The following is a 17,435-nucleotide window of genomic DNA, read 5'->3' as shown; positions in this document are numbered from 1 at the left end:
ACGAATCTCTTGCGAACAAAAAGTGAACATATAAAATGAGTCCATGCACTCTGCCGCCACTCTGCTGTCACGCCGGCCACACCGCCCTGCGCCCGCTATCACTCTTGGGGATGCCGAAATCGGGCTGCGCCTGGGCCGGGTACATGAACTCTGCGGATCTGCCCGCCGAACGCTGGCTCTGGCGATTGCGGCGCAGACGCAAGGGCCGGTGGTCTGGATCACGCCGCAGGGCGTGTCGGATGTTCTGTGCGCAGATGCCATCGCGGACTGGATCAATCCTGGCCATATCCTCTTTGCGACGGCTCCGAAGCGCGACCTGCTGCTCTGGGCGATGGAAGAGGCGCTGCGCGATGGTCATGCGCCGGTCGTTATTGCCGATCTGCCCGCCCCGCCCGGCATGGTCCCCGTGCGGCGCCTGCATCTGGCGTCCGAAGCCGGATGCGGGGCCGGGGTCTGTCGCCCATTGGCGCTCCTGCTCACCCCGGATCAGGGCGGCGCACCGGGGATAGAAACCCGCTGGGCACTGAACCCCGCCCATCACAAAGGCGCGGGCCACTGGACCCTGAGCCGCCTGCGCGCCCGCATGGCCCCGCCTCGCGATTGGCTTATGACGGTCCGTCCGTCTGATCTCGCCCCCTGTATTTCTGCAGCCGAGACATCAGCCGCTTTACCCGACAATGAGGATTACTCTACCTTAAGCCAAAAGGAGCACCCACATGTCGCTTAGCCAGCTTGCCCCGGTGGCAGACCTCCTTGCCGCGCTTGGTGTGATCCTGTCGCTGGTCTTTCTGGCCTATGAAATGCGCCAAAACCGAAAACAATCCGAGCTCGCCAACTGGCGAGACTTGCTTGAAAGCCTCAGCAACTTCAAAGGCTTGAGCAACAATATCGAATTCTCGGAATTTCTGGAGCGCGCAGAAAAAGACTACGACGCGCTCACGCCAGCCGAAAAACGCGCCTTCGGAATGTATCTCGAACAGGGCATCCACATCATCGGCAACTTCGCAAAGCACAACGACACCATTCCCACAAAGCTTGTCGGGATGGACGGTGCAATCCATAGCCTTTTGCGTGATTTGCTGAACACCAAAGGCGCGCGGGCATGGTGGATCGAAACGAAACCGAAGGGTCGATTCATGCCGCAAACCTACGTCATGGTGGACGAGGTTCTCGACAAATACACACTGAACTGAGCAGACCCAACCGCACCAAAGAACGGAAAACGACCGATCACGTCGGATAAACAGTGGACTTAACCCGCCTATCGGGGTTGTAAAAACCAAATGCGTCTACCCCTCTCCTTCGCCGCCCTGTTTCTGTCGGTTGCCCTCTTGCAGCTTTCCTCCGGAGGCGTTGGACCGCTCGACGCCATTTCCGGAATAACGCTGGGATTCACGACCGCCGAAATCGGGATGCTTGGATCGGCGCATTTCGTCGGCTTCTTCATCGGCTGCTGGTGGGCGCCGCGCCTGATGGGCACGGTCGGCCATGCAAGGGCGTTTTCCGCCTTTACGGTGCTTGGGGCGATCGGTTTGATCGGTCACATGATGCTGCCTGACCCGGTGGCCTGGGCGCTTATGCGCGTGGCGACTGGCATCTGCGTTGCGGGGTGCTACACCGTGATCGAAGCCTGGCTTCAGGCCGAGGTCACAAACGAAACCCGCGGCCGCGCTATGGGGCTTTACCGGATCGCCGATATGGGCGCGTCGCTTGTGGCGCAACTGCTTATCGGCGTGCTGACACCGGCAGCCTATGTCAGCTACAACCTGCTTGCGATCTTCTGCTGCGCCGCCCTGCTTCCGCTGGCCCTGACCACCCGGCCCCAGCCCGAGACCCCCGACGCGCCGCGCCTGCGCCCCATGCTGGCCGTGGCGCGCTCCCCTTTGGCGGCGGCCGGGGTCATCGTGGCCGCGATCTCGTCAGCATCGTTCCGCATGGTGGGTCCGGTCTACGGACAAGGTGTCGGCCTCGCACTCGACCAGATTGCGCTTTTCATGGCGGCTTTCGTTGCGGGGGGCGCCCTGGCGCAGTACCCGGTCGGCTGGTTGGCCGACAAATATGACCGGCGCTGGGTGCTGATCTGGCTGTCGGTCGCGGCAATCGCTTCGTGCGTGATGACCGCCTCTTTGACCGACCTGCCAACATCGGGCGTCTTCATCACGGCGATGATCTTTGGCCTGACAACATTCCCGATCTACTCCGTCGCAGCCGCTCACGCCCATGACTTCGCAAGTTCCAGCGAACGGGTCGAACTCTCTGCCGCACTGATGTTCTGGTACGCCTGCGGCGCGATTGCCGCGCCTTACCTTGCTTCGGTTCTGATGGGACGCTTCGGGCCGCCCGCACTCTTTGCGATGATCGCCGTCGGACACGCGGTCCTCGTGGTCTTCGGCCTGATCCGGATGCGCGCACGTCCCAGCCACCCAAAGACGCCTTATGTCTATGCGCCGCGCACCTCGTTCCTCATCGGGCGCCTGATGAAGTCCAGCCGCGAAAAGGACTGATCCTCTGGCACTTACGGCGATGATCCGCTAAAGCGGCGCAAACCTCAGTGACAAAGCAGGCGCATAGGACATGGCACGGCATCTCATCACGTCGGCAATCCCCTATATCAACGGGATCAAGCACCTCGGAAACCTCGTGGGCAGCCAGTTGCCTGCGGACCTGTATGCGCGGTACCTCCGTGCCCGCGGTCATGAGGTGATGTTCCTGTGCGCCACCGATGAACACGGCACACCGGCCGAGTTGGCCGCAGCAAAGGCCGGCAAGCCGGTGGCGGAGTATTGCGCCGAGATGCACACCGTTCAGGCCGAGATCGCCAAGGGCTTCCGCCTGAGCTTCGACCATTTCGGGCGTTCATCCAGCCCACAGAACCACAAGCTGACCCAGCACCTCGCAGGCCGGCTGGCCGACGCCGGACTGATCCGCGAAGTCAGCGAAAAGCAGGTCTACAGCCATGCCGACAAACGCTTTCTTCCCGACCGCTATATCGAGGGCACCTGCCCGAACTGCGGCTATGACAAAGCGCGCGGCGACCAATGCGAGAACTGCACCAAGCAGCTCGACCCCACCGATCTGATTGAGCCCCGCTCGGCCATTTCCGGTTCGACCGACCTAGAGGTGCGCGAAACAAAGCACCTTTACCTGCGCCAGTCCGACATGCGCGGCAAGCTGCAGGAATGGATCGACAGCAAGACCGACTGGCCGGTGCTGACCACCTCCATCGCAAAGAAATGGCTCAACGACGGCGACGGATTGCAGGACCGGGGCATCACCCGCGATCTGGACTGGGGCATCCCGGTGAAGAAAGGCGAAGAAGACTGGCCCGGGATGGAAGGCAAGGTCTTCTATGTCTGGTTCGATGCGCCCATCGAGTACATTGCCTGCGCAGGTGAGTGGGCCGAAGCCAATGGCAAAACCGATGCCGACTGGGAACGCTGGTGGCGGACCGACAAGGGCGCGGACGACGTGCGCTACACCCAGTTCATGGGCAAGGACAACGTGCCCTTCCACACGCTGAGCTTCCCGGCGACAATCCTCGGGTCGGGCGAAGACTGGAAGCTCGTCGACTATATCAAGTCGTTCAACTACCTGAATTACGATGGTGGCCAGTTCTCGACCTCGCAGGGACGCGGGGTCTTCATGGATCAGGCGCTGGAAATTCTGCCTGCCGATTACTGGCGCTGGTGGCTGCTCAGCCACGCACCCGAAAGCTCGGACAGTGAATTCACCTGGGAGAATTTCCAGGGGTCGGTGAACAAGGACCTCGCGGACGTGCTCGGCAACTTCGCCAGCCGCGTGACCAAGTTCTGTCGCTCAAAATTCAGCGAAGAGGTTCCCGCCGGAGGCACACCCGGCGCACGAGAAGCACAGTTGATCGCAGATCTGGAAAAGGGTCTGCGCGAGTATGAAACCCACATGGACGCCATCGAGGTCCGCAAATCTGCAGCGGCGCTCCGCGCCCTGTGGGTACTGGGCAACGAATATCTGCAGGACGTGGCCCCCTGGACCACCTTCAAGGACGACCCCGACACGGCTGCAATGCAAATCCGTATCGCGCTCAACCTCATCCGCTTCTACGCGGCGATCTCCAGCCCGTTCATCCCGGACGCCTCGGCACAGCTGTTGACGGCGATGCACGCCGAAGACGCTGGCTGGCCAACGGATGTGGCGTCCGCTGTCGCCGCACTGCCGGAGGGGCACAGTTTCTCGGTGCCCGACGTGACGTTCCGCAAGATCAGCGATGAGGAACGCTCCGGCTGGCAGGAGCGCTTTGCCGGGGTCCGCACCTGACGCCTGCTTCTTCGGGCAAAAATACCTCGGGGAGCGCGAGGGGCAGAGCCCCTCGCCTCTGTCTGATCGGCTCTGCCGATCAGACCAAATCTCAGGCCGCTTTGATCTCGACCAGTTCCACGTCGAAGGTAAGGTCCTTGCCTGCCAGCGGGTGGTTCGCATCCAGCGTGACTTCGGTCTCGGTCACTTCGGCGACCATGACGGGAACGACCTGCCCGCTTGGCGTCTGCATCTGAAGCTGCGTGCCCGGCTCGAGCGGAATGTCGGCGGGGATGTCGGCGCGGGGCACGGCCTGCTGGGCGTTGGGGTCACGTTGACCATAGGCCTGATCTGCCGGAACCTGAACAGTCTTGGTGTCGCCCACCGCCATGCCGGGGATCGCCTGATCGAGGCCGGGAATGATCTGGCCTGCGCCCACTGTGAATTCCAAAGGCGCGCGGCCCGCAGAACTGTCGAAGGTCGAACCGTCCGAAAGCGTACCGGTATAGTGAATAGAAACGGTGTCGCCCGTTTTAACCTGGGTCATGAAGTCTCCGTATGTCGGGGGATGAGTGTGGGAGGCCGCATCTCAGGCGGGTTCTCCGGTGTACGCGGAGAGCCTACCGTCTTTGCCGCCGAGGCGCAAACAGACGTCTTCAGCCCACGACCGCCCAGCCACTCACACGCTACACCGGTAGCGCGGTTGTCTTGAACACGGTACGCAGCGCGAACGAACTTTGCATCTGCGCAACACCCGGCAACCGGGTCAGATACTGACGGTGAATGCGGGCGAAATCCTCGGTGTCTTCGGCAACGATCTTGAGGATGTAATCCGCAGTCCCCGCCATCAGATGACACTCGAGAACGTCCGGCACGCGCGCCACCGCTTTTTCGAAAGCTTCCAGCAGATCATCCGCCTGACTGCTGAGTTTGATCTCGACGAAAACAGTGGTCGGCATCCCCAGCTTGCGCGCGTTCAGCAATGCAACGTAATCACGGATGTAACCATCGGCTTCGAGGCGCTGCACCCGCCGATGACACGCCGAGGCCGACAGATGAACCGACTCGGCCAGTTCAGCATTCGAAATGCGGCCCTTCCGCTGCAGTACCCTCAGAATCCGTCGATCGGTATCGTCCAGAGACATGACGCAAGTTCCTTTCGAAATTTGCCCTTTTCTTCGAAGGGTCTTCGTAAAATGGCGTGTCTCCCGCCAAAAATCCATACGAAATTGCAGGCAGAATGGCGCATCCTTCTTTCAGACAGAGTCGGAGGAGACAGTCATGAAAATCGGATGCCCAACCGAGATCAAACCCCAGGAATTCCGCGTCGGCGTCACTCCGAGCGCGGCTCAGGAAGCCATCGCGCATGGCCACACCGTTCTGATCCAGAAAGGTGCTGGCATCGGCGCAGGATTTGACGACGCGGCCTATACCGCCGCTGGCGCGCAGATCATCGATACCGCAGAAGAAGTGTTTGCCACCGCCGACATGATCGTCAAGGTCAAGGAACCCCAGGCGATCGAGCGCAAGATGCTGCGGGAAGGCCAGTTGCTCTTCACCTATCTGCACCTTGCGCCGGACCCGGAGCAGACCCGTGACCTGCTCGCTTCGGGCTGCACCGCCATCGCTTACGAAACCGTGACAGACCGCAATGGCGGCCTGCCCCTTCTGGCCCCGATGTCCGAGGTTGCCGGCAAACTCGCACCGCAGATGGGTGCCTGGACGCTACAAAAAGCCAACGGCGGCCGTGGCGTTCTGATGGGCGGCGTGCCGGGGGTTGGCCCCGCACAGGTCGTCGTGATCGGCGGCGGCGTCGTCGGCACTCATGCAGCCCGCGTAGCTGCTGGCATGGGCGCAGACGTGACAGTGCTGGACCGCTCCTTGCCGCGCATGCGCTATCTTGACGACGTGTTCGGAAGCACCTTCCGCACACGCTACGCCAGCCAGGCGAATATTGCCGAAATGATCACCACCGCCGACATGGTTGTCGGTGCCGTGCTCATCCCCGGCGCTGCTGCACCGAAACTGGTCAGCCGTGCAGACCTTGCCACCATGAAACCGGGATCGGCGCTGGTGGACGTTGCCATCGATCAGGGCGGCTGCTTCGAGACATCGAAGGCCACCACGCATGAGAACCCCATCTACGAGGTCGATGGCATCATGCATTACTGCGTGGCCAACATGCCCGGTGCCGTTGCCCGCACCTCGACCATTGCGCTTGGCAATGCGACGATGCCGTTCATGCTGGCTCTGGCCGACAAGGGTTGGCAAAAGGCCTGCGCCGAAGATCCGCACCTGCTGGCGGGCCTTAACGTCCACGCGGGCAAGTTGACCTATGACGCGGTTGGCGCTGCTCTGGGCCTTGATGTGATCGAACCTCAGGCTGCACTGAAAGCTGCCTGATCGAAAACCACTTCTGGGCGGTGCCCCTTGTCGGGGCGCCGCTTACCTTTTTCGCTCCTCTTTCACGGTATGAACGGCAGAGAGTGCCGCGTGAAAAGGCGCAAGCTCCACATCCGACAGAGCGGGCAGTTTCAGGTCCGTATGTTCCGTGAGTACGCCGTCCTCAGCGACTGACACGACCCGGACACAGGGCGCATCTTCCTCCTGCCGTTGCGTATGAGTTCTGGCGATCGCCACCACAACCTCGCCGTATCCCGGTTTCCTGGCATGGTCCTTGTCCAACTCACGTCGAAACCAGCACAAAAACGTGTTGCAGATGGACGAACGGTCTTCGCGTTTCAGCGTGCAGCCGAACGCTCCATGATACACGCAGCTGCCTTGAACGCTCTCATCCGGCAGCGCAGCAAGGTAGTACGAGATCACGTCTTTGGCACGTGCCGAGGGGTGCCGCCAGCGGAACCGGTCAATGGTCCTCGCTGACAGAAACGCGTGATGGGTCCCGCCGGGAAGGCAGCAATCCCCACGGCAGGCAATGCAGGCGGCGTTCAGGACAGAGGGTTCCTCGGCCTCGTCTGCTGCGCGTTGGGCGTAGTCCGGGTCATCCTTTGGCGGCAGCGGCTCAGATCCTTCGGGCGTTTCAGTGAAACTGTTGTCAACGACCTGCCGGAGATGCGTCTCGAATGAGGCGCGCCTGTCTGCGGGCAGAGGGACAAGAGGACGATCCACAAATGGGACCAACCCGGTCACCGCCTCTGAAGCAGGTGTTTCCAAGCGAGACAGCACTGCATCCAACAAGGGGGCAGTCCGCCGCTGTGTCACTTCAAGCCACCGGGCTTCGCGAGCTTGCCGCAACTGGTTCAGCTCGGGGCGCTCAAGTTGCCGGCGCGTCAGACATGCACTGCGCCCGCAGAAATCGAAGCCCAGCTCGTCCTCTTCAAGAAAAGGCTGGCGGCAGGCTTGGCAGAGTTGCGGATTTTGCCGAGGCGGTCTGGCTGGAAACACCTTGTTTGCCCTCCTTCGACACGCCGCGTCTCGAAAACCCGGCGGCCTGAACGGGACGACCGCCACCGTACCCAAGCATCGGTGACTGCGATTTTTCTGTCAATGCGCGTTCGTGGGAAGAAATATGCGAGCAAGAAAAGCGCCCGCTCGGATGCGCATGTCATACCAGAATGGGTTGGCACATCGTCGGCTCGGGGTAGATCTTTCGCCGCAACCACATGGCAACAGAGCGTCCCACTCAAGGGACGCTCTGTGTGTTCGGCTTATCCCTTTTTCAGGGCGTCACGGATTTCCAGCAGGACATCCAGTTCGGACGGCCCAGCCGGTTCTTCTGCTGCCGGTTCTTCCGGTTGCTCGGCGGCTGCCTTGATCCGGTTGACCATCTTGACCAGCAGGAACACGACGAACGCAATGATCAGGAAGTTGATCACCGCCATGATGAAGTTCCCGATCGCGAAGACAGGAGCACCGGCTTCCTGCGCGGCGGCAAGCGACGCATGTTCGCTGCCGTCAAGGGTGTAGAACCAACCCGAGAAATCAATCCCGCCCGTAAAAAGCGCGATAATCGGGTTGATCAGGTCACCGACAAGCGACGTCACAATTGCCGTAAACGCCGCACCTATGATGATCCCCACGGCCATGTCCATGACATTGCCTTTGGCGATGAAGTCCTTGAATTCTTGAATCATTACGCTGTTCCCTCGTGTTGGCCGCCCGCGGCGCGAAAGGCCGTGGCTGCATTTTTGATAGCATTGCCACGGTCTTTGTCACGCGCCGCGAAACAATCCACGGGGAAATTGCAAAAGCTTGCCGCAAATTTGCAGCATCTGAAATTCACCTTTTACCGGCAGAGGTTAACCCGGCAAGGATCCGGTGAGCACATAGCGCAGAATCTGCGCCACTTCCTGCGGTGTGCGTGTCATCGCAAGTGCGGCAGCATCCACCTCCTTGAGGGCATGATCATGTTCCGGCTGTTGCAGGATGATCAGAGACTTGCCCAGGGCGCTCGCGTAGCCCGCGTCAAAGGCCGCATTCCACTGCTTGTACTTCTCTCCGAACCGGACGACCACGACATCCGCACCAGCGATGCCCTTTCGCGTCCGGATCGCGTTGACCATCGCGCCCTTATGGTCGTGCCAGTACTTGTTGTCTTCCGATCCCAGAATTGCGACTCCGCAATCATCGCTGGCGGCGTGATCGGTCACCGGGCTGTCAAAGGTGACATCCAGCCCTTCGCAGGCCTCGATGATCTGCTCGCGCCAGTCGGTGTGGATTTCTCCGGACAGGTATACTTTCAAGCCCATGTGCTCCTCCTCTGTTGGCAAAGAGGGGTAGCCCAGATTTCCGCCAAGTCCAATCATCCGTCTTTCCGTGCGACCAGATAGCGGCGTGGATCCTTGGTCGGTCCCTGCCCGGTTTCGATGATGGTAAAGCCAGCCGCGGTAATCGCCGCATCCAGATCGCGGGCTTTCATGCTGGCAACATACGGGGCTTTGCCTATCGCCTGCATGACCGGCACCACCACACGCATCATCACCGTGAGCCAACTGAAACCTTCGGGCAGGCAAAACGTCTTGGAAATGAACAGCCCACCGGGTTTCGTGCGCCGCGCAACCTCGGCCAGCGTCTGGTCGAGGTCTTCGATCAAATGCAGCAGATTGAACGCTGTGACCACATCGAAAGGCCCAACAGGCGCGTGCTGTGCGTCGGCCTGGGCGAACTCTACATTGGCAATATTCTGCGCCGCCGCTTTCTCGCGCCCTTTTTCAAGCATGGCGCCGGAAATGTCGGTGGCAACGATCTTGTGAACCTGCGGCGACAATTCGAGCGCAGTCGATCCTGTTCCGCAACCCAGTTCGAGCACGTGGTCTTCGACGTGAAGATAATGCCGGGTCCGGTCCAATGTGTACGCGTAGGACACCTGGTCCTTGATTGGGCTGTTCGCGTATTTGTCTGCAACGCGATCCCAGAATTTCGCTGTTGGGTACATGGGGTGGCTCCTGAATTTGGTGAGACCATACCCATGCGCATTTCAACTATAAATTGCCGAAATTCGCAGGGGCGTTATACGTATTTGCATGGATATAACACGCCGCTTTGACTGGTCTCATATCAATGCGTTTCTTGCGACAGCCGAGACCGGCTCTCTGTCTGCCGCTGCGCGCAAGCTCGGACTGACACAGCCCACGCTCAGCCGTCAGGTCGCGGCGCTTGAAGAGTCGCTTTCGGTCATGCTTTTCGAACGGGTGGGCCGATCGCTGGAACTGACGGAAGCGGGTATGCGGTTGCTGGAACATGCAAGGGGCATGGGCGAGGCGGCAGACCGGATTGCCCTGGCGGCCAGTGGTCAGGCGCAGGACATCGAAGGCCGCGTGCGGATTACGGCAAGCGATGTGATGACCGCGCATGTGCTTCCACCTGCGCTCCATCGCCTCCGCGAGATCGCTCCAAAGGTCGAAATCGACCTTGTGGCCACCAACGACATCCGCGACATCCTGCGTCGGGAAGCAGACATTGCCATCCGCCATGTCCGCCCGGAACAGCCCGACCTGATCGCCCGGCTTCTGCAGACCGCGACGGCAAAGTTCTATGGCTCAAAAGCGTATCTCGATCGGCGTGGTCGCCCAAAGACAATGGAGGAACTGGCCCAGCACGATTTCATCAGCTTCGGCGATCTCGACCGGATGATCGGGTTTCTCAAGGGAATGGACCTGCACCTGACCCACGCAAATTTCCGGATCGGATCGGAAAACGGGCTGGTCGCCTGGGCCTTGGCAAAAGAAGGGTTCGGTCTGTCGGTGATGTCAGACGAAGTGGGCGAGGCCACCCCCGGAATGGAGGTGGTCATGCCCGAGTTGAAACCGGTGGAGTTTCCCGTCTGGCTGGTGACCCATCGGGAATTGCACACCAGCCGACGCATCCGTGTGGTCTATGACCTGCTGGCCGACTTCCTTTCGAAACCAACGCGGTAGCGGACTACCGCGTTGACCGAACGATGCCTCAGCCGCGCAGAATGCCGCCCGTCGCCTTGCCGACTTTTTCGACGATCTTCTTGCCGACGGCTTCGATATCCGCTTCCTTCAGCGTTGTTCCCGTAGGTTGAAGCCGAACGGTGATGGCCAGGGATTTCTTGCCTTCGCCCAGCGATCCGCCAATGAACTCGTCGAACACGCGAACATCTTCGATCAGCGCCTTGTCGGCACCAGCAGCGGCATTCACCAGGTCCAGCGCGGCAACGTCGGCGTCGACCACAAAGGCAAAATCCCGTTCCACCGCCTGAAGGTCGTTCAACACCAGAGCCGGGCGGGTCGCTCCGGACTTGCGCGGCAGCGGAATCTCTTCCGGGAACAGCGTGAAGCCGACAACCGATCCCTTCACGTCCATCGCCTTGATCACCTTGGGGTGCAGTTCACCAAAGACGCCCAGCACCTTCTTGGGGCCGAGGCAGATCATGCCATGACGGCCCGGATGCCACCAGTTGCTTGCCCCACGCATGATCTGCGCCTTGGCGGGCGCGCCCATCGCCGCAAGAACGGCTTCGGCATCGGCCTTGGCGTCGAACACATCGACCGGGCGGGAGGCTCCGTGAACGTCCTTGGCGCCCGTCTTACCCACGAGAATGCCGGACAGCATGAGATGCTGTTCCTCAGGCTCACCACCGTGGAAGGCGTGGCCAAGTTCGAACAGGGCAAGATCCATGAAGCCGCGTGCCTGATTGCGCGCAGCGGCCTGCAAGAGACCGGGCAGCAGGGCCGGCCGCATATGGCTCATTTCCGAGCTGATCGGATTTGCCAGCATGGTGGCGTCATCGCCACCCGCGAAGAGTTCCGCCGCAGCCTTGTCGATGAAGCTGTAGGTTACACATTCGTTGTAGCCAAGCGCTGCCGCCGTCCGGCGCGCGGCGCGTTCGCGGCGCTGCATCGGGGACAGGATCGGCTTGGGCACTCCGGGATCCATCCGGCGCATCGGCTTGCCCTGAAGCTTGGTCAGAGAGGCGATGCGAGCGACTTCTTCGACCAGATCGGCCTCCCCCAGGACGTCAGGGCGCCAGGACGGGACATGCGCCATGTTGCCTTCGAGGCGGAAGCCAAGGGCAGTCAGGGTCTGACGCTGCTCGGCCTCGGGGATCTCCATGCCCACCAGCGAAATCACGCGTGCGGGATCAAGCTTATAGGCGCGGGAAGTGTCGGGCACAGCACCGGCCTGGATAAGCTCGGACGCCTCACCACCTGCATGATCGACGATCATGCGCACGGCCAGTTCCAGACCTTCGGGGGTGAAGGCCGGGTCGACACCACGTTCAAAGCGGTAGCGGGCGTCGGAGTTGATCTTGAGCGCGCGGCCCGTGTAGGCGATCTGGATCGGGTCCCAATAGGCGCTTTCGACAAAGACATCTGTGGTCTCGTCGGTGCAGCCCGTTTCCTCACCGCCCATGATGCCGGCGATGCTTTCAGGACCGTTTGCGTCGGAGATCACCATCTGGCCGGGCTGGAACGTGTAGGTCTTGCCGTCTAGGGCCAGCAATTCCTCACCACCGTTGGCACGGTGTACGCGCAGATCGCCTGTCACCTTGGCCATGTCGAACACGTGCAAGGGGCGGTTGCGGTCGTAGGTGAAGAAGTTGGTCACATCGACAAGGAAGTTGATCGGGCGCAGGCCGATGGCGCGCAGGGCGTCCTGCAGCCATTGCGGGCTGGGGCCGTTTTTCACACCGCGAATGATGCGCCCACAGAAGAGCGGACAGCCGTCCAGCGTGTCCTCGTCGATCACCACCTTGGTGTCGGCGGTGAAGCTGGCGGGGACCGGATCGACGGCTTTGGTCTTGAGCGTGCCCAGACCACGGGCCGCCAGATCGCGGGCGATGCCCTGCACCCCCAGCGCGTCGGGGCGGTTGGGGGTGATGGCGATTTCGATCACCGGGTCGACCTTGACGGGGTCGTTCTGGGCCAGCCAGTCGATGAATTTCTGACCGACCTCGCCCGAGGGCAGTTCGATGATGCCGTCATGTTCGTCGCTGAGTTCCAACTCGCGTTCCGAGGCCATCATGCCGTGGCTTTCGACACCGCGGATGTTGCCGACGCTGAGCGTGACGTCGATGCCCGGCACGTAGTCGCCCGGTTTCGCCAGAACGACGGTGATGCCCGCACGCGCGTTCGGCGCGCCGCAGACGATCTGTTTGTCGCCTTCATCGGTCTCAACCGTGCAGACACGCAGCCGGTCGGCATCGGGGTGCTGTTCGGCGTGTTTCACCTTGGCCAGCGTAAAGGTCTTGAGCTTGTCCGCCGGGTTCTCGACGCCTTCGACCTCGAGGCCCAGATCGGTCAGGGCATAGGTGATCTCGTCCACGGTCGCGGTGGTGTCGAGGTGCTTTTTTAGCCAGGAGAGGGTGAATTTCATCGTATCGTCTTCCTGTAAGGTCAGCTGAGGCCAGCGTGCAGCGTCGGCACGTCAAGCGCCGCAAAGCCGTAATGGCGCAGCCAGCGGAGGTCTGAATCGAAGAAGGCGCGCAGGTCGGGGATGCCGTATTTCAGCATCGCGATGCGGTCGATGCCCATGCCGAAGGCAAAGCCCTGCCATTCGTTCGGATCGACACCGGCGTTTTGCAGAACCTTCGGGTGCACCATGCCAGAGCCGAGGATTTCGAGCCAGTCGTCGCCTTCGCCCACCTTGAGCGTGCCGCCTTCCCAGGAACAGCGGATGTCGACCTCGGCCGAGGGTTCGGTGAAGGGGAAGTGCGAGGCGCGGAAGCGAAGTTCGACATCATCGACTTCGAAATAGGCCTTCACGAATTCTTCCAGAACCCATTTCAGGTTCGCCATGCTGATGTCCTTGTCGATGGCGAGGCCCTCGACCTGGTGGAACATCGGTGTGTGGGTCTGGTCGTAGTCGGCGCGGTAGACGCGGCCCGGTGCGATCACGCGGATCGGCGCGCCGTGTTTTTCCATCGACCGGATCTGCACCGGCGAGGTGTGGGTGCGCAGCACATGGGGCGGGCGATTGTCGCCCTCGGCGCGGTGCATGTAGAACGTGTCCATCTCGGCCCGCGCGGGGTGGTGGCCGGGGATGTTCAGCGCGTCGAAGTTGTACCAGTCGGTGTCGATCTGCGGGCCTTCGGCGACCGAGAAGCCCATATCGGCGAAGATCGCGGTGACCTCTTCGGTGACCTGGCTGATCGGGTGGATCGTTCCGGTGCGACGGCCCCGACCGGGAAGCGTCACATCGAGCCGTTCACCGCGCAGGCGTTCATCCAGCGCCGCATCCTCAAGCGCCACCTTCTTGGCCGACAGCGCCGAGTTGATCTCATCCTTCAGCGCATTCAGTGCCGGACCAGCGGTTTGCCGTTCCTCGGGGCTCATTTTGCCCAGTTCGCGCATCTTGAGGCTGATCTCGCCTTTCTTGCCGACCGCCTGCACACGCAGGTCTTCCAGCGCCGCTTCGTCGCCCGCTGCTGCAATCAGCCCAAGATATTTGTCGCGCAGATCGTCCATGTCACCCTCCGGCTCGTATCGTGCTTTCCCTAGCCGCGACCGTGCAGGGACGCAAGGCAGCCCAAAAGGCAAGCCGCAATCTTTCGGTCTGACGTGCAAAAGCTACAGGTTTGCCGAAATGCTACGCATGGGTAAACCGCAGGGACATATATGTTGACCCCCACACCAAATTCAGCAGTAATACACCCTATACTTGTCAAGATGTTGGGCGATTAAACGCTCACGCTGCTGCTAAACTCTGGGGGAAGAGCATGTCATTACGAGTGGTTAAAGAACATCTGCCGTGGGTTGCACCGACGGTGGCCATTGTCCTTGCGGCAACGGGCGTTATCGAATTCGGGCCGAAAAGCTCGGAAGAGGTTACAAAACAAACGGTTTTCGAAGAAACCGAAGTATCAAGGAATATCACACAGAACCCGGTCGCGCTTGGCGAACAGACCGTGGGGATTGCTCCGTTGGTGTCATCCGGTGCCGCCGCAGTGCAGGCTGCTGTCGTGCAGTCCCAGCGCCTTCCGGAGGTCGCCACCCCGGCCCCCGTGCAACCTGCGGTCGTCATACCAGCGCCGACACCCAAGGCACCCGAGACAACGCCACAACCCGTGTCGATCTCGCCAGAGCCGACGGTTGACCCAACAAACAATCCTGTTGCGTTTTTTGGCGCGGCACAGCAAAGCTCGCGCAGGACAATTCCTGCGTCGAAGACCTGCGGACGCTGGCCAGCGAAGCCAGGATTTACTTCCCGAGCGGAGGTCTGACCGCCGAGGAGTCCGGCATGGCGCAGGCGCGCCTGATCGGTCTGGTGGCACAGGATTGCCCGAACGTTGAGATCATCGTCCAAGGCCATTCCGACCCGTCCGGTGACCCGTCGGCAAACCTGCGGCTGAGCCAGAAGCGCGCGGACGAAGTGCTGCGGCGCATCGGGGCGGCGGGCATCGATGTGACCCGCTTCCGTTCCGTTGGTCTCGGCAGTCAGGAACCGTCGCGCATCAGTGGCAGCCAATCCTCTGCCTACTATGATCGCCGGGTCGAGTTCGAAATCCGTGAGATCAGAGGCAATGCCGCAGCCTCTGGATTGCATCGCACGCTCTCCCCTGCTGCTTCTGCCTGCGCAGCACAGCTTCAGGCTGCGGTTGCCCAGACCAAGCTTTTCTACTCGCCCCGCTCTATCACCGCACCATCGGACGGGATGCCGGCAGTTGTTCAGTTGGCCTCTCAGGCCAGTGCCTGCCCGGACGCCCGGCTCCGGGTGATCGGGCAGTTCTCGGATGAGCCAGGTTCGGGCGAAACCCCGGCAACGGCGCGACTGCGGGCGGTCGCTCTCATGAGTTCTTTGGTGGGTGCCGGGTTTGACCCCGAGCAGATCATCATCGCAGCACATTCAACACCGCAGATCCTCGCCGGTCAGCCCGGACTGAGCGAGCGGCGCGTGGATTTCGATGTGATCCTCGAATGACGTACCGGTAACGCAATCTACCGATTGATTGGGGGGCGATCTTTGCGGATCGCCCCTTTTCTTTATAAGCGCAAATGTGACGGATGACGGGTCCATGGCGGCTGAACAGGACACAGAGCGGCGAAATAACGGCAAATTATGTCAATATTTTGCCATCTGACGTTGATTTATACATTTAAAGACAACCTTAAGGCTTGGTGTTGCCCTTGAAATGGGGTGGGTTGGTGAGGCTCACGTTTACCATTCAAGGAGTATACCTGTGGCCAAACCAGCAATTCTGAACATCGCCAAGTTCTTTGGCAGGTGTATGCAGGCGCTTGAAGCGCGCGGTATCACCGTTGAAGAATCCTCCGATTTCGAGACTTGCGAAGCGCGCATGTCCGCAATCGGTAAGCAGAGCATTACTCCAATGCTGTCCAGCGCCCATCACGATCTCTCAAAGGATCACGCCGTCTGGCTGATGCTCCGCAAAGATGGGGAAGACATCGGCGGCGTGGCGGCACGGCACGACACACTCAGATCGGAAACACTGTCCGAATACTGGGCCCGAAGCTATGGTCGGCTTTACAAGGGAAAAGGCCGCCTTCGTCCCGTCCCCGAAGTGCATCGCGCCTGTGATGAATTGTCCGGTCAGGTCGTCTACATGGGCGAATTCTTCATCACAAAAGAGATGCGCGGGTCCCGACACCTGCTGTCGCTCTACACCCACATCCTGTTCAGCTATTGTCAGCTTCGATGGGATCCCGACTGGCTCTACGCCTTTGTCCGCGCCGATGATGCGCGCAAAGGCTATGCCACCGAGTATGGGTTCACCCGCCAATACCCCGGCGCCCATCTGTGGGACATTCTTCCTGAAGGCCGCGCGATTGGCGAATACCTTGTCGCCATTTCATCGCGGGAGTTCCGGGATATGGCGACGTATTTCGATCATCACCCCTCTTCCCTTCTGGGAGCGGATTCGCTCAGAAGGGTGGAATAGTTCAGAACAAAAAGCGCACCATCGTCATTCCGGACGGGCAGCATGAGGCGGACAAAGCTGACCTCGACGGCTTCTTTCGTCTCGGGAAATGGGACGATCCGCTTGAGCGGGGTGATCATTCCAACCCCGGAATGAGCGACGGTGCGAATGTGACCGTTGAGTTCCTGAAGATCGGATTTGCTCAGGGTTTCAAGGAAGCGTTCAAGCCGGGCGTTTTCAGCAGAACCGAGCGTGGTCGCCGAAAGTCCCAACGCTCCCACATGGTGAATTTTCGGGATCGCGCTCAGGGCCTGCGCTGCGCTGACCAGATCGAAATGCGGGGAAATCTGACTGCTTCGGGCCAGATCGCCATCGGTCTCTTTCCACCACGAAATGATCGAGTCGAGAGTCGGCCGATCACCGATTTTGTCCAGTGAACGCTCTGTCGCTTTGAACACCGCCGACAAAAGGCGCGCCGACTGACGATCCACTTCCATCACGGGCAGCGCCTCGAATTCCTCCTGAAGGTGTTGCTGCCGATCCCGGAAAAGCGCTTCGACCGGAACGCCAAGCGCGTCGGCAAGTCTGACCGGTGTCGCCATGTTCGGCAGGCTGTCACCCTGCATCATAACGGTGACGGCATCGTCTTCCTTGTAACCGGCACGCCGTGACAACTCGGCCTCTGACAAGTTCTGCGACTTCAGGATGCCCCTGAGGTTCGCTTTGAAAGTATTCAACACGTCACGTTCGGTTACAGCTACTGGCATGCGTCCTTCCGAGGCAGGGCGTTCATTCCGTTTGATCATATTCGTAAAGGTGCAGAAGATTTATGTATAGCACGAATTGCACCCATAAGATG

The 17,435-nt window shown here is 60.6% G+C and carries 18 protein-coding genes; 9 read left to right on the top strand and 9 right to left on the bottom strand.

Annotated elements, in window-relative coordinates; translation table 11 throughout:
- Nucleotides 1-43 precede the first annotated feature (43 nt).
- The 4 genes from MGEO_RS18200 to metG all read left to right on the top strand — a co-directional run bounded on the left by MGEO_RS18200 (nucleotide 44) and on the right by metG (nucleotide 4,293).
- Nucleotides 44-727: an ImuA family protein gene (locus MGEO_RS18200; protein WP_198948124.1), complete on the top strand. Its 684-nt coding sequence runs from the start codon at nucleotides 44-46 to the stop codon at nucleotides 725-727.
- The gene (locus MGEO_RS18195; RefSeq protein ID WP_085641040.1) at nucleotides 717-1,193 is read left to right on the top strand and encodes a hypothetical protein; all 477 of its coding nucleotides are present in this window, start codon (nucleotides 717-719) and stop codon (nucleotides 1,191-1,193) included. Before MGEO_RS18200 ends, MGEO_RS18195 begins: the two co-directional genes overlap by 11 nt.
- 90 nt (nucleotides 1,194-1,283) lie before the next feature.
- The gene (locus MGEO_RS18190) at nucleotides 1,284-2,504 is read left to right on the top strand and encodes an MFS transporter (protein WP_085641038.1); all 1,221 of its coding nucleotides are present in this window, start codon (nucleotides 1,284-1,286) and stop codon (nucleotides 2,502-2,504) included.
- A 70-nt stretch (nucleotides 2,505-2,574) separates the two neighbouring features.
- Nucleotides 2,575-4,293 (top strand): methionine--tRNA ligase, encoded by a 1,719-nt coding sequence (metG, locus tag MGEO_RS18185; RefSeq protein WP_085641036.1) that lies wholly within the window; start codon nucleotides 2,575-2,577, stop codon nucleotides 4,291-4,293.
- Nucleotides 4,294-4,384: 91 nt separating this feature from the next.
- On the opposite strand, the gene MGEO_RS18180 is transcribed toward metG, so the two are convergent.
- Together MGEO_RS18180 and MGEO_RS18175 are read right to left on the bottom strand one after the other, a co-directional pair.
- On the bottom strand, nucleotides 4,385-4,819 hold the full coding sequence (locus tag MGEO_RS18180; RefSeq protein WP_085641034.1) for an FKBP-type peptidyl-prolyl cis-trans isomerase: 435 nt from the start codon (nucleotides 4,817-4,819) through the stop codon (nucleotides 4,385-4,387).
- Nucleotides 4,820-4,958: 139 nt separating this feature from the next.
- Entirely contained in the window at nucleotides 4,959-5,417 is a 459-nt protein-coding gene (locus MGEO_RS18175) for an Lrp/AsnC family transcriptional regulator (RefSeq protein WP_085641032.1), read from the bottom strand.
- 136 nt (nucleotides 5,418-5,553) lie between these two features.
- Between MGEO_RS18175 and ald the strand changes: the two genes are divergently transcribed.
- A complete protein-coding gene (ald, locus tag MGEO_RS18170; RefSeq protein WP_085641030.1) occupies nucleotides 5,554-6,675 on the top strand; it encodes an alanine dehydrogenase in 1,122 nt (373 codons plus the stop codon).
- A 42-nt stretch (nucleotides 6,676-6,717) separates the two neighbouring features.
- On the opposite strand, the gene MGEO_RS18165 is transcribed toward ald, so the two are convergent.
- From MGEO_RS18165 to MGEO_RS18150, 4 genes are all read right to left on the bottom strand, one after another.
- Nucleotides 6,718-7,470 (bottom strand): hypothetical protein, encoded by a 753-nt coding sequence (locus MGEO_RS18165; RefSeq protein ID WP_146132421.1) that lies wholly within the window; start codon nucleotides 7,468-7,470, stop codon nucleotides 6,718-6,720.
- Nucleotides 7,471-7,940: 470 nt separating this feature from the next.
- Complete coding sequence (gene mscL, locus MGEO_RS18160; RefSeq protein WP_085641026.1) at nucleotides 7,941-8,366, bottom strand: large conductance mechanosensitive channel protein MscL; 426 nt, start codon at nucleotides 8,364-8,366, stop codon at nucleotides 7,941-7,943.
- 165 nt (nucleotides 8,367-8,531) lie between these two features.
- Nucleotides 8,532-8,981, bottom strand: coding sequence for a YtoQ family protein (locus MGEO_RS18155; RefSeq protein ID WP_085641085.1), 450 nt, complete (start codon nucleotides 8,979-8,981; stop codon nucleotides 8,532-8,534).
- Between the two features lie 53 nt (nucleotides 8,982-9,034).
- Nucleotides 9,035-9,667: a class I SAM-dependent methyltransferase gene (locus tag MGEO_RS18150; protein ID WP_085641024.1), complete on the bottom strand. Its 633-nt coding sequence runs from the start codon at nucleotides 9,665-9,667 to the stop codon at nucleotides 9,035-9,037.
- 88 nt (nucleotides 9,668-9,755) lie between these two features.
- On the opposite strand from MGEO_RS18150, the gene MGEO_RS18145 reads away from it, so the two are divergent.
- On the top strand, nucleotides 9,756-10,649 hold the full coding sequence (locus MGEO_RS18145; RefSeq protein WP_085641022.1) for a LysR family transcriptional regulator: 894 nt from the start codon (nucleotides 9,756-9,758) through the stop codon (nucleotides 10,647-10,649).
- Nucleotides 10,650-10,677: 28 nt separating this feature from the next.
- Here MGEO_RS18145 and pheT read toward each other — a convergent pair whose 3' ends face one another.
- Together pheT and pheS are read right to left on the bottom strand one after the other, a co-directional pair.
- The gene (pheT, locus tag MGEO_RS18140) at nucleotides 10,678-13,074 is read right to left on the bottom strand and encodes a phenylalanine--tRNA ligase subunit beta (RefSeq protein WP_085641020.1); all 2,397 of its coding nucleotides are present in this window, start codon (nucleotides 13,072-13,074) and stop codon (nucleotides 10,678-10,680) included.
- 20 nt (nucleotides 13,075-13,094) lie between these two features.
- Nucleotides 13,095-14,165 (bottom strand): phenylalanine--tRNA ligase subunit alpha, encoded by a 1,071-nt coding sequence (gene pheS / locus MGEO_RS18135; RefSeq protein WP_085641018.1) that lies wholly within the window; start codon nucleotides 14,163-14,165, stop codon nucleotides 13,095-13,097.
- Between the two features lie 251 nt (nucleotides 14,166-14,416).
- On the opposite strand from pheS, the gene MGEO_RS18130 reads away from it, so the two are divergent.
- From MGEO_RS18130 to MGEO_RS18120, 3 genes are all read left to right on the top strand, one after another.
- Nucleotides 14,417-14,920, top strand: coding sequence for a hypothetical protein (locus tag MGEO_RS18130; RefSeq protein ID WP_143746291.1), 504 nt, complete (start codon nucleotides 14,417-14,419; stop codon nucleotides 14,918-14,920).
- Nucleotides 14,921-14,937: 17 nt separating this feature from the next.
- On the top strand, nucleotides 14,938-15,618 hold the full coding sequence (locus MGEO_RS18125) for an OmpA family protein (RefSeq protein WP_085641014.1): 681 nt from the start codon (nucleotides 14,938-14,940) through the stop codon (nucleotides 15,616-15,618).
- 259 nt (nucleotides 15,619-15,877) lie between these two features.
- Nucleotides 15,878-16,597, top strand: coding sequence for a hypothetical protein (locus tag MGEO_RS18120; RefSeq protein WP_085641012.1), 720 nt, complete (start codon nucleotides 15,878-15,880; stop codon nucleotides 16,595-16,597).
- On the opposite strand, the gene MGEO_RS18115 is transcribed toward MGEO_RS18120, so the two are convergent.
- Nucleotides 16,549-17,343 (bottom strand): helix-turn-helix domain-containing protein, encoded by a 795-nt coding sequence (locus tag MGEO_RS18115; protein ID WP_085641011.1) that lies wholly within the window; start codon nucleotides 17,341-17,343, stop codon nucleotides 16,549-16,551. The two genes, MGEO_RS18120 and MGEO_RS18115, sit on opposite strands and share 49 nt — an antisense overlap.
- Nucleotides 17,344-17,435: the final 92 nt, after the last annotated feature.

The sequence above is a fragment of the Marivita geojedonensis genome (assembly GCF_002115805.1).
In the GTDB taxonomy this organism is placed as follows: Bacteria; Pseudomonadota; Alphaproteobacteria; order Rhodobacterales; family Rhodobacteraceae; genus Marivita; species Marivita geojedonensis.
The sequence above is the reverse complement of the archived record's forward strand: the minus strand, read 5'-3'. Positions and strand labels throughout refer to the sequence as shown.